Origin of the sequence: Sphingomonas sp. FARSPH, from assembly GCF_003355005.1 — a bacterium.
Classification (GTDB): Bacteria; Pseudomonadota; Alphaproteobacteria; order Sphingomonadales; family Sphingomonadaceae; genus Sphingomonas.
Map to the genome: position 1 here is coordinate 78,873 of NZ_CP029986.1, position 11,663 is coordinate 90,535.

At 64.6% G+C, this 11,663-nt stretch carries 13 protein-coding genes and 2 pseudogenes; 2 read left to right on the forward strand and 13 right to left on the reverse strand.

Annotated elements, in window-relative coordinates; translation table 11 throughout:
* Positions 1 to 2: 2 nt before the first annotated feature.
* Positions 3 to 743, reverse strand: coding sequence for a COG4705 family protein (locus tag DM480_RS16225; RefSeq protein WP_232834229.1), 741 nt, complete (start codon positions 741 to 743; stop codon positions 3 to 5).
* On the opposite strand from DM480_RS16225, the gene DM480_RS16230 reads away from it, so the two are divergent.
* Positions 712 to 1,392: a hypothetical protein gene (locus DM480_RS16230; protein ID WP_198665982.1), complete on the forward strand. Its 681-nt coding sequence runs from the start codon at positions 712 to 714 to the stop codon at positions 1,390 to 1,392. The two genes, DM480_RS16225 and DM480_RS16230, sit on opposite strands and share 32 nt — an antisense overlap.
* A 34-nt stretch (positions 1,393 to 1,426) precedes the next feature.
* Positions 1,427 to 1,924 carry a hypothetical protein gene (locus DM480_RS16235; RefSeq protein WP_125471581.1) on the forward strand — a complete coding sequence of 166 codons (498 nt, stop codon included), beginning with the start codon at positions 1,427 to 1,429 and terminating at the stop codon, positions 1,922 to 1,924.
* 177 nt (positions 1,925 to 2,101) lie between these two features.
* Here the strand turns inward: DM480_RS16235 and DM480_RS16240 are convergent.
* The 12 genes and pseudogenes from DM480_RS16240 to DM480_RS16295 all read right to left on the reverse strand — a co-directional run.
* Positions 2,102 to 2,587: pseudogene (locus tag DM480_RS16240) on the reverse strand (glutaredoxin family protein); the annotation flags it as partial.
* Between the two features lie 601 nt (positions 2,588 to 3,188).
* The gene (locus DM480_RS16245) at positions 3,189 to 4,304 is read right to left on the reverse strand and encodes an IS110 family transposase (protein WP_115381620.1); all 1,116 of its coding nucleotides are present in this window, start codon (positions 4,302 to 4,304) and stop codon (positions 3,189 to 3,191) included.
* A 76-nt stretch (positions 4,305 to 4,380) separates the two neighbouring features.
* A pseudogene (locus DM480_RS18900) lies at positions 4,381 to 4,593 on the reverse strand (Tn3 family transposase); the annotation flags it as partial.
* Between the two features lie 18 nt (positions 4,594 to 4,611).
* Positions 4,612 to 4,854 carry a hypothetical protein gene (locus tag DM480_RS16255; RefSeq protein ID WP_232834230.1) on the reverse strand — a complete coding sequence of 81 codons (243 nt, stop codon included), beginning with the start codon at positions 4,852 to 4,854 and terminating at the stop codon, positions 4,612 to 4,614.
* 220 nt (positions 4,855 to 5,074) lie between these two features.
* Positions 5,075 to 5,683: a DedA family protein gene (locus DM480_RS16260; protein WP_115381624.1), complete on the reverse strand. Its 609-nt coding sequence runs from the start codon at positions 5,681 to 5,683 to the stop codon at positions 5,075 to 5,077.
* A 41-nt stretch (positions 5,684 to 5,724) separates the two neighbouring features.
* Entirely contained in the window at positions 5,725 to 6,162 is a 438-nt protein-coding gene (locus tag DM480_RS16265; RefSeq protein ID WP_232834231.1) for a hypothetical protein, read from the reverse strand.
* A gap of 7 nt (positions 6,163 to 6,169) precedes the next feature.
* Complete coding sequence (locus DM480_RS16270; RefSeq protein ID WP_053556572.1) at positions 6,170 to 6,625, reverse strand: MgtC/SapB family protein; 456 nt, start codon at positions 6,623 to 6,625, stop codon at positions 6,170 to 6,172.
* Between the two features lie 114 nt (positions 6,626 to 6,739).
* Positions 6,740 to 7,489, reverse strand: a complete 750-nt coding sequence (locus DM480_RS16275; protein ID WP_115381626.1) for an HAD-IIB family hydrolase — start codon at positions 7,487 to 7,489, stop codon at positions 6,740 to 6,742.
* Positions 7,486 to 9,987 (reverse strand): heavy metal translocating P-type ATPase, encoded by a 2,502-nt coding sequence (locus DM480_RS16280; RefSeq protein ID WP_115381628.1) that lies wholly within the window; start codon positions 9,985 to 9,987, stop codon positions 7,486 to 7,488. Before DM480_RS16280 ends, DM480_RS16275 begins: the two co-directional genes overlap by 4 nt.
* Positions 9,984 to 10,592 (reverse strand): cation transporter, encoded by a 609-nt coding sequence (locus DM480_RS16285; RefSeq protein ID WP_115381630.1) that lies wholly within the window; start codon positions 10,590 to 10,592, stop codon positions 9,984 to 9,986. Before DM480_RS16285 ends, DM480_RS16280 begins: the two co-directional genes overlap by 4 nt.
* Positions 10,589 to 11,275 (reverse strand): ZIP family metal transporter, encoded by a 687-nt coding sequence (locus DM480_RS16290; protein WP_115381632.1) that lies wholly within the window; start codon positions 11,273 to 11,275, stop codon positions 10,589 to 10,591. The genes DM480_RS16285 and DM480_RS16290 overlap by 4 nt, the downstream gene beginning before the upstream one ends.
* Positions 11,276 to 11,278: 3 nt before the next feature.
* A complete protein-coding gene (locus DM480_RS16295; RefSeq protein WP_053556597.1) occupies positions 11,279 to 11,662 on the reverse strand; it encodes a hypothetical protein in 384 nt (127 codons plus the stop codon).
* Position 11,663: the final 1 nt, after the last annotated feature.

The following is an 11,663-nucleotide window of genomic DNA, read 5'->3' on the forward strand; positions in this document are numbered from 1 at the left end:
AGCTAGGTTCTCTCCCTATGCCCAGGATGCTCTCCGGCACGTTGCGGGAGAACGACGATCAGCAGCAGGATGGCGGCCGCCAGGACTGCGGACGCGAGCGGCCGACTGAACGCGAGCCCGCCATGATCGAACGGCTTGTCGAGAAAGTCGCCCACCGCAGCGCCAAGGGGTCGCGTCATAACAAAGGCGGCCCAGAACAGCACCACGCGGCTGGCGTTCGTCATTAAGTAGAGCAGCGCCAAAACGGCCAGCAGACCCGCGAAGATGCCAGCCGCACCGATATAGCCGAGGTTGCCCGTATCAGCCGTCCAGTCTCCAAGCGCGGTGCCGAGTGTCTGCGAGAAGGTGATCGTGACCCAGTAGAACAGCTCGGCCTTCGGCTCGCGCACGGTGCTGACCGAGATCGAGCCCAGCGTTTGATACCAGACCAACAGCGAGGCCAGCACGCAGCCGAGCAGCAGCGCTGATCCCCCGGTATAGCCGATGCCGAGCGAGCGCGTGGCGAAGTCCGCCATCGTCGTTCCCGCGGTCGTGGAGGCGATGATCGTTGCCCAATAAAGGAACGGGTGAAAGCGCGTTGACGCGACCTGCCACCAGACCAGGGCGACCAGCACCGTCAGGAATATCGCGGTCCCGACCAGATAACCGAGGTCCATCGTCATCGAGACGGTATCGCCGCCCGTTTCGCCGAGCGTGGTGGCGAGGATTTTGATGATCCAGAAGCCCAGCGTGACGGCCGGCACTTTACTCGCAAGTTCCCGGTTCGTTGTGTCCAACACAGCGCGCGTGCTTGCCCTCGCCAACGCCGCACCGGCGTTCGCCGGGCCGATCCCGCAACCCTATTACTTCCCGAACGGGTCGCGGGGTGTGAAGATCAACTATGCGCTTCCGGCCGCCTGCGACGCCAACACCAAGGCCGCGGTCGACACGATCAACGCCGCAGGGCGCTCGTTCCAGCTCACCGGAACGACGCAGAACTACACGTCGACTTACTACTCGGCGACCGAGGACCCGGATTTCATCAACATCCAGGACGGCTCCAGCATGTCGGCGATCATGCGGACCATCATTTACGGCTATTCCGGGCCAGCACCTGCGCAGGCGATCGACGCGACCGTGTACGTCAATACCGACCGCATCTACTACGACACGGGCCACACGGCGCAATCGACCGATTTGATCTGCGGTTCGTCGATCACGTCGAGCAACATCGGCCAGCATATCGACTGGCAGTCCGCGATGACGCATGAGATGGGTCACGTGAAAGGGATGGACCACCGCACCGATGGTTCGACAGGGCCATGCTTGATGACGACCTATCTCAACCCTGGGCAGATCAAGCGGAGCCTATGCTCTGACGAGCGGGCGCTGCTGGTCGGGTTCTATGGCTGACCGAGGCAAGGCCTCGACCGGGGCGGGATGGCTTTTGGCCTTCATCGCCCTGGCAGGGTGCGACCGCGGCTCCGAGAAGGAGCCGCGGCCCACCGAGCTCTCCGGCCCCGTCGGAACCGAGTATTCGATCCACCCCCGCAATGTGGCCGGCGACCGCCTACTGATCGCCGGCTGCTGCACGTTCGACGTGGGACAGGCGCGAATCACTAAGTTGGAGGGCGACGTTGACGGCCGCATGGTCGAGGGGGAGGGTTATCGGGTGGAGATTTCATTCGGGAACGGCCTGGCTCGCCGGCCCCTTTCCGCGGCCGCGCCCTCGACGCTCAACATCGATGGGGTGACTCTCCGGAAGTTCAGGCCAGCAAGCCCCGGACAGAAAGAGCCCGATCTCCTCTACGCCGCTATCGTCCCTCTCGATGCAGAGGCGCAACGTCGTCGTGTTCGGAGCCCGGGCCTTGAAGTCAGGGCTTGGTGCGCGACCACCGCGAGCTGCCAGGCCGCAACTCGGTTGGTCGAGGGGATCAGATTCTGACCAGTCCCGTCAGTAGCGCTGAGCGTGAGCGCGGGGCGCTGATTGCGAGCAGCCGCGGGAGATCGCGAGCATATTGTCAAAAAGCGTGAGCAGACGCGCGCTCTGACTGTCAGCTAATCCGAGCAGAAAAGTGGTCTGTTTGCGAGCAGGAGCCCATCCGATTGCGAGCGGCTACAAATAGGGCACCCACCGTTTGGCGAGGAGATCGTAGCCGAGGAACATGCTCGAAAAGCTCTCGATATCCTGGAGCTTCAGCATGGCGAGGACGATCATCGAGAAGCCGATGAACCACTCGGCCGCGCGGATGGTGAACGGTGCCCCGACCACGGCGTAGCTCGCCGCCAACGCCATCAGCGCCGTCATCGAGAATACCGCGATCACCGGCCGATACGTGACCGCCTTGGGATCGCGGACGGCCTTGCCGAAGTATCGGCGCAGATCGTCGAAGCCGCCGACCCGCTCGCCGTTAATGAACATCTGCGGCGTCGTCTTCACGTCGTACTTGGCCTTGAAGGCGTCCTGCTCCTCGCGCGTCGTCAGCCAGTGGTCCTCGACCGAATAGCCCTCGCGCCGCAGCAGGTCCTTGGCCTTCAGGCCATAGGGACAGGTGTGCGTCGGCATCACCATCCGATAAATACTGGCGCTCTTCGCTGCCGCGGCCATGTCACTTCTCCGGGGGATCGTAACGCCTATATGGGGTCCGTACCATAGTCCGGAGTCAACCCATGCCCGCCATGACGATTGCAGGTCTCGCATCGGTGCTACCGATACAGATGTGACCGATCCTCGCAGCCGTCGCCCGGACCCTCGATTTGCACCGTGCTATGCTCGATATCGAACCGTTTGGCGAGCAGGCCGCTGACGGACCGGCGAACGGCATCCGGGTCCGCCCCTTCCGCGAGCGTCACATGCAGGGTGTGCACCGGTGAGAGGATGGTCGAGCACGTACGCTCTCATGACTGCCATCCGAGACGCTGGCCGAGTTTACTCCTTCGCTGGCCAGGAAGCCAGCGTCGCATTGACCTTGGCGGGTGTGCCGCGGGCGCCTGATCGACGACGATTGATCACGCTCTCATCCGCGGGTTGATTACCGCACTACCCGTATCCGTCGCTGGGCCTGTCCACCGTCTAAGATCGGGCGTCGGACGAACCTGCCCCAACGTACGCCGTGGATTACCCATCACAGTCGGGTGCCCGCGGCACGCCGGCCAAGGCTATGCAGGTCGTGCGCTGGCGCCTCCTCTCGTCGCGTTCGGGGAAAGGGTCAGGTGGCGACCGCCGGCGACACGCGCCTCGCGATGTCCCACGCGTAGCCGATGAGTTCGCGCGCGATCGCGGTTATTACCTTGGGCTGGGGCTTGCCCGTGGCGGCCAGGCGGCGGAAACGCTGACACAGGCGGACCTGCGCCTTCCATCCGATAGCCTGGACCTCGTCGGGCAGATCAGCGACCCGCTCGCGGTAGCGACGCTCCTCGCGTGCAGGCAACCGGTAAGCCCAGCCTGCCTCGACCAGCATGGTGCGCGCCTGCCCGTTACCAGCGCGGGTGATGCGTCCGCGCTGTTTGCGAGCGCCGCTGGAATATTCGGACGGTACCAGCCCGACATAGGCCATCAACTGCTTGGGATTGTCGAAGCGGGTAAGATCGCCGACTTCGGCGACCAACGTTGCGGCGCTGACCAACTGAATGCCACGCAGCGCCTGTAGATTGCGGACAAGCGGGGCGAACCGCCAGCCCTCCACTGCCTCGCCGAGGGCCGCCTCGAGGCGGCCGACGCGTGCTTGCGCCTCGAGCACGCGCTTCTGCATCTCCTCGAACGCCAGTTGCTGATGCGGGAAGTCGAACCGCTGCTCCGACAACCATCGCCAGTACATCTTGGTCCAGGTTCCTTTGCCGCCATAACGACGATCGTGCCGGAGCAGAAAGCTCTTCACCGTCTGCTTGGCCCCGGTGGCGTCCTCCTTCGCGCTGCGCCTTGCCCGGATCAGGTCGCGCACTGCCTCGTGCGCTTCGTCCGGCACCCAGATCGCGGTGAGTTCGCCGGCACGCAGCAGGCGCGCCAACGTCATCGCATCACGCCGGTCGGTCTTCACGTGATCGCCAGGTCGCCACGGCATCATCGAAGGGGCGATGACGATGCAGCTCTGCCCCAGCCCGGTTAGCAACCGGTGCAGGCCGTAGCCGCACGGGCCCGCCTCGTAGCAGACTTGCAACTTCGTGCCCGCCCCGGTCAGCCGCTTGACCAGCTTTCTGACCGCATCGTCCTCGTTGGGAACCGTGCCGACATAGCGTACCTCGCCCCCGCGTTCCCCATCGGCCACCGCGACAGCGATGGTCTCCTTGTGCACGTCCAGCCCGATGTATTTCACTGCCTCCGTCATGACTCGTCTCCGTTGCTGACTAATCCATAGTCAGCATCCCAGATTCGAGCCGCCGAGGCTCCCGCAGTCATTGGGTCTAAGCGTTCCGACCTTGCTGGTGGAGCCGGAGCGACCTGAACTGTTCACGGGGTTTGTCGATGTCGCCTCAGAGAATGTCGCCGTTGAGGCCGACGTACTCCCAGCGCAATGGCGCGACGTGAGCGAGCAGTTCGTCGGGCACGTCGACCCGGTTGCCAAGCAGATTCCGGACGACGCGGTCGAGATAGACGGTGTTCCATAGCGTCGGTGCGGGCGAAGGCGGCCACCATCAGCGTCGGCCGTTGCCGGAGGACTCTCGCTGCGCCGCCGCGTCGAGCTCGGCCACGGCCTGCGCTGCGGCCTCACAATCGCTGCCGGTCTCTTGGCCCCGCTCGCAGCGTGTGACGACCAGTCTCGCCTCTTCCGCGTGGAAGCGGAAATAGCCGGCGTCGCGTGGTTTAATCAGCCCGCATCCGGACAGAACGATTGTTGCGGCAACGGCGATGACCGCCTGCTGCTTGCTGTTCCCCATTATGTCGATCCTCTCCATATTCCGGCCCAACGCCACTTCCCTCCGTTGCGACGCCATGCGTGAAATCCGCTGCGGTGAAGCCTTCCAACCAATCTGATGAGGATGATCGAGCTGGCTGGTGAGATCAGGCTAAAAGCACGTGCAAAGCGTGTGATGCGGACAAGCATCGAAGCTGCCATGAGCCAAAGGCCGGCAGGAAACGCGGGCAGCAGGTCAGCCATCAATGGCCACCCCTTGATCGCCCGAAAGTCGCGACCCGCCAAAGATACCAGATGACGGCCAGCGCGAGCACGGCGTTGCTGATCGGTTCGATGACGCTCGCCACCTGGCTATAGCGTTCGCCCAGCTCATAGCCCGCCAGCACGAGGATAACGGTCCATATGGCCGAGCCGGTGAGCGTCGAGACCAAGAATGGACCAAGGGGCATCCCGCTGACCCCTGCGGGCACCGAAATCAGGGTCCGGACTCCCGGGACCATGCGCCCGAACAGAACCGCCCAACGACCGTAGCGGTCGAACCAGCGGTCGACATGATCGACCTCACCGCGCGTCAACGTCAGCCATCGGCCGTGGCGGGAAGCAAAGCGCTTCAATCGTTCGATGCCGATCCAGCGGCCGACATAGTACCACAGCACCGCCCCTGCAGCCGATCCGAGGGTGCCGGCGATTGCCACCACCCACAGCGAGCCGCGCCCCTGCGCAGCGGTGTAGCCGGCAAGTGGCAAAATCACTTCCGATGGGATCGGCGGAAAGACGTTCTCAGCCAGCATCAACAGGAAGACGCCAAAGCCGCCGAGTGACGCGAGGATCGATGTTATGATGTCGAACACAAACCAGCCTCGTCAGAAGATCCAATAGGAGATCGCGCAAGTCACGAGCAGGAGGGCGACGACGGACCCAACGATCCGACTTTCCAGGCGCGGACATTCGACGTCCTGATCCGCACGGCGACCTGCCAAGCGGGTCGAACCGGACACCGCCACGAACCTGCGGCAATCCGATCCAGCTCGGCATCCGACAACCCGAAGAACGATTTTGCTTCACCTCGCGATCGTCCCGCCAACCCCATCACCCGCAGCACCACGTCGCTCCATGCGACGTCGATCGCGCTCGGCCGATCGACCATCGTGCTGCGCGCGTCGCCGCCCGCCCACGAGGGGACAGCAGGCCGATTATCTGGTGGGGATTGCGCTCCAGCAGCGTCGCCCAGCGCAGCAAGCGATGTTGGCGGTCTCGCGCCGCGATGGTCGTCGCCGGTGACCAGCGCCGGGTAAGGGATCGCACAGGCCGCATCCATCGGCTCGCCCAAGGGCTCGTCATGGGCTCGCCGAGCTGCCAACGTCGCCATTGGTGGCACGCTTGAGCGGACGAGAGCAGCGCAGGGTGAGGAAGGTAGTGGCGCTCAGGATGAAGGCGATGTCGTATAGGCCGTAGCCTACGGCCGCGCCGAGTGCCCCAGTCGCCCACAGACTGGCCGCCGTCGCCGTACCTGACGCCTTGTCGCCCTTCTTCAGAATCGCGCCGCCCCCGATGAAGCCGACGCCCGTAATCAGACCTTCGAGCAACCTGGCTTGCGCTGGAGACGTGCGGCCGAGGATCGCGATGCCCACCAGCACGAAGCCGCAACTGGCGATGGCAACCAACGGGAATGTACGGATGCCTGCGCTGCGGGCGTCCTTCTCGCGATCCCAGCCAACAGGAAGGGCGAGCGCGTAGGCGACGGCGAGACTGATGATATGGGTGGCGATCTCCCACCACGAGCTTTGAAACATGCCGGCCTGCCTGTTCTACGCGATTGCTCCAGATCGGAGGTAAAGGGCTAAGGTCGGGACGAGAGTCCCACAGACGTTCAGGCCCAAGGCGGGGATCGCGAACATCGGCGATCCCTACCGGTGCAGACATGCGATGATGGCTGTCACGACGGCGGTGGTTTCCGCAACGTCGCGCACTCTCACCGTATCGAGGCCAATTTCAGCGGCGGGATAGTCATTCCCACCGGGGAAGATCGCGTCGCCGATGAACAGCATCCCGTCGAGCGGGACGCCGCTTTCAGCACTCAGGCGCTTCAGGCCATAGCCCTTGTCCACCCCTGCCCTGGTCACGTCGATCGATGTCGTGCCACCTAGATTGATCGAGAGGTCCGGCAGCGTCGCGCGCAACGTGGCCTGCAACGCGGTCCTCTTCTTTCGGTCGGGATCCCACGCTTCCTTTTCCTTTAGCGGCGCTGCCTGCCCCAGCCCCGAAAAGGTGATCTGGCTGCCCCGGTCCTCGATCCGTTCGCCCCAGATACGTTCGTCGGCGAGGCTGGCATCGGTCAGGGCTTGATCGAAGGCCGCGCGGATCGTCGCCTTCTCTGCGTCGTCGAACAGCTCGGCATAGACCGCGCGCCAAGCGCCGTTGATGAACCGATAGAGTTTTGTGCCTGTGGTCGGCATCAACCAGAGACGGTCAAGCGCGGCGCCGGCAGGAAGACGCGAGGCGACCTGCTTTTCGAACTGCGGCCAGTCCCCGCCCGAGATCACCGCCACATCCGTGACGGCGAGCAATCGGGCGAGGGTTGTGGCCATATCCTCCGACAGCGGCCGCTTGCTCTCGGCAAGCGTGCCGTCGAGGTCGAAGGCGATCATCCACTTCATGCCGCCTTCCCCGCCGGATCGCGGTAGGCGAGCAGCCTGAGCGCATTGATGACAACAAGCAGCGTTGATCCCTCATGAACCGCCACCGCTGGCCCAATACCGAGGCCCAGGATGGTGGCAGGAACGAGGAAGGCGACCACGCCCAGGCTGACGAAGACGTTCTGGCGGATGATCCCGCGTGTGTGACGGCTCAAGCCGACCGCGAACGGCAGGTGCGCCAGATCGTCGGCCATCAATGCGACGTCGGCTGTCTCCAGCGCCACGTCCGAGCCCGCCGCGCCCATTGCAATGCCGACCGTTGCACTGGCCATCGCCGGCGCGTCGTTCACGCCGTCGCCGACCATCGCGACCTTGTCTTCACCGGCGAGCTTCTTGATCGCGGCAACCTTGTCTTCGGGCATGAGGTCGCCCCACGCCTCATCGATCCCGACTTCGTTGGCGATCGCTTCGGCGACTTTCTGGTGGTCGCCAGAGATCATTATCATCCGCGACACGCCCATCTCGTGCAGCCGGCGCAGCGCGGTCTTTGCCGCTTCGCGGGGCGTGTCCATCAGGCCGATCGCGCCCAGGTCGCGGTCCCCCTTGCGGACCACCATCGTCGTGCGACCGTTCTCGCGCAGTTTCGCGATCGCGTCCTGCGCTCCCTGCCCCAGCGCCGGAATACCCTCACTCCCGAACATCTCGGCCTTCCCGATCCAGACCGTCTCGCCATCCACGCTCGCGGTGACGCCCCGACCGGTCAGGCTCTTGAGGTCGCCGGCAGTCGGCACGGCACGATCGTTCAGTCGTTCGCGGCCGTCCTTGACGATCGCTTGGGCCAGAGGATGGTCGCTCAACGCTTCGACGGCGACGGCCAGCGCCAGCAGCTCGCCTTCATCGGCGCCATCGACGGGCACCACATCGGTGATGCGCGGACGACCTTCGGTCAGCGTGCCCGTCTTGTCGAAAGCGATCGCCTTGAGCGACCCAAGGTTTTCGAGCGGTGCACCGCCCTTCACGAGCACGCCGCCCCGCGCTGCACGGGCAACGCCAGACAGGACAGCGCTCGGAGTTGCGATGGCGAGCGCGCACGGGCTTGCCGCCACCAGTACCGCCATCGCGCGATAGAAGCTGTCGCGGAACGGCTCGTCGACGACCACCCATGCGAAGAGCAGGAGCACCGACAGGATCAGGACAGCAGGCACGAAGATCCGCTCAAACCGATCGGTGAAGCGCTGCGTCGGCGACTTCTGCGTCTCCGCTTCGCTCACCATCTTCACGACCTTGGCGAGTGCGCTTTCGTTGGAACGGCGCGTCACCTCGATCTCGATCGCGCCGCCGCCGTTGATCGTACCGGCAAAAACCCGGCTTTCCGCGTCCAACGCATCGGGCTTTGCGCGTGCCGCCGCAGCGTCGGCGACCGGCACCTTGTCGACCGGGATGCTTTCACCCGTCACCGGGGCCTGGTTGATCGCGCTCGTGCCCTTGATGACGAAGCCGTCGGCGGGCAGGCGCTCATTCGGGCGCACGATGGCGATGTCCCCGACGACCATCTGTTCGACAGGGATTTCGCTAGTTTCCCCGTCGCGACGCACGGTCGCGGTTTCCGGGGCGAGCTTCGCCAGCGCCTCGATCGCCTTCTTGGCGCGACCCATCGCGTAATGCTCGAGCGCGTGACCAAGGCTGAACAGGAACAGCAGCAGCGCGCCTTCGGCCCATGCGCCCAGCGCAGCGGCGCCGGCGGCAGCGACCAACATCAGCGTGTCGATCTCGAACTTCTTCATCCGAAGGTTATCGATCGCCTCGCGCAGCGTGAAGAATCCGCCGAAAAAGTAGGCTGTGATGTAGCAGGCGGTCGGCAGCCACTCCGGTGCGCCGGCAACTAGCTTCTCGATCGCATAGCCGATCCCCAGCAGCGCGCCGCAGGCGAGCGCGAAGATCAGCTCGGTGTTGGGGCCAAGAAACTCGGCATGGCTATGGTCGTGGCCATCGCCGGGACCGTGCTTCTCCTCGCTCATGCCGTGGCCCCCCGGCCCGTGGTCGTGGCCGGCATGGTCGTCGGCCGCGACCCGCTTGCCCACACCGACCTTCAGCTTGCCAAGTGCAGCGCGGACCTCCTCTTCGGTGGTTTCGCGTCGATCATACTCGACCCGAACCGAGCCGCTGGTGCTGGCGCTTGCCTGGACCACGCCGGGCAAGGCGCACAGCGCATCGCTGACGGTGCGTGCCCGACGCTCGTGATTGATACCTGTAACCTGCCAGATTGCATGGCCATAGCGGTCGGTGATCTCGGCGCCCGCGGCGCGCACCATCTCGCGCACGCGCGGCAGCGGCAGCTTGGCAGCATCGAAATGGATGCACAGCGCCGCCGGCGTGTCGCCGTCGAGGCAGATCACATGCGCCCGCTCCACGCCTTCGCGCTTGGATAGGGTCGACACAAGACGGTCCAGGCAGGCATCGGCCGCATCAGGCAGGTCCGGCAACAGCACTGGAATATCGAGTTCGAGCTTGTCGTTCATGACGACCTCCTTTCGCTTTTCTTGGTTTCGGCGCGCGCATCGCGCAGGATTTCGACACCGCCCTTGATGGCGATGATGGCGGTGGCGAAGCCGACCAGCAGGTCCGGCCAGTTGGTGCCCAGCCACAAAACCAGCACGCCGGCGATCAGGATGCCGCCGTTGGAAATGAAGTCGTTGAAGCTGAAGGTGGTGGCGGCCCGGAGATTGACGTCCGGATCCTTGAGGCGCTGAAGCAGCCGCAGGCAGAGGTAATTCACGACACCGGCAATCGCCGACATGACCATCATCGTCGGTCCGATCGGCTCGCTGCCTTGCACGTAGCGCCGTGCGACATCGAGCAGAATGCCGCCCGCGAAGATCAGCAGCATGACGCCCGACGCCATCGCGGCGCGTGTCTTCCATGTCTTGCCCCGGGTGAGCGCCACGAGGCTCAGCGCGTACACGGCGGTGTCTGACAGGTTGTCGACGCCGTTGGCGATCAGCGCGCTCGAATCCGCGAAGAAGCCCGAGACGAAGAAGCCTGCCGCAATCGCCGCGTTCAGCAGCAGGACGATCCAGAGGGTGCGGCGCTCCTGTCCGCCTTTGTTGTCATTGCTCGAGATCATCCCATAATCTCCTCAAGCGTGAGCAGGGCCAGGAACCCCACGAAGAACATCGAGCTGATGAGCGGGGTGTCGGGTTTCTCGTGCGCCTCGACCAGCAGCTCCTCCGTGACGAGATAGAGCAGCGCCATCAGCCCGAAGCTGAGGAAGCCGGCGACCATCACCGGCGACAGCGTGGCGACGGGCACGGCCGCAAGCGCGCCGAGCGGCAGCAGCAGCGCCAATGCCGACACGATCACGATAATGCGAAGGCGCGAGCGATAGGTTTCCGCCAGCTCGTCGGTCAGCGTCAGCCCTAGGAACAACACTTCCAGCGTCAGCGCGATCGTCAGCAGGAAACCCGCCTTTTCGCCCGCCACGAAAGCGAGGCCGAGCACCAAGCCGTCGACCAGAATGTCAATGCCGATCGCGGCGAGCAGCGCCATCGGTCCTTTGAAGCGGGCTTCGAATGCCTTGAGCCCTAGCATCGTCGCGACGCCCGCCGCCCCGCCGATCAACGTCGCGCTGGGCGACGCCTCATGCTTGACCTGCGGCAGGATTTCAGTCGCGGCCGCCGCGAACACGACCCCTGCCGCGAGATGCTGGAGGCCGGCCACAAGGTTGGGCTTCAACTTGGAGCGGCTCGCTATAATCGCGCCGAGCACGACCGCCAGCACAGGCGCAAGCGTGTAAAGCAGTGCCTGCATATCCTATGATCCCTCCGGGGTTCGGTGACAGACGTGGATTTTCCCGCGCCGCATGAAGGCGATCGCCCCGCCCGCCACGACGGCCCGTGACTGGTTGCCGCGAAATTCATCACCGGTTCGCTGGGCGCGCAGGATCTCGGTCCTGCCCTTCGGCAGCCAGGTGACGGCCATCTTCAGGCCGTCGTCGATGAAGTCGACATCGGCGCGGGTGCCGTCGTCGCAATACATGATGCGCTGCGCGATCAGCCTTGGCGTCACACGCTTGTCGTGAGCCGGTTCGACAGGTTCGCTCGGAGCCGGGTTGCACGCCCCTACAATCACGCCGGTGACGAGAACGACGCCAACGCGCGCGATCGTCAGCCCGGGCAGATGCAGCAAGGCGCGCATG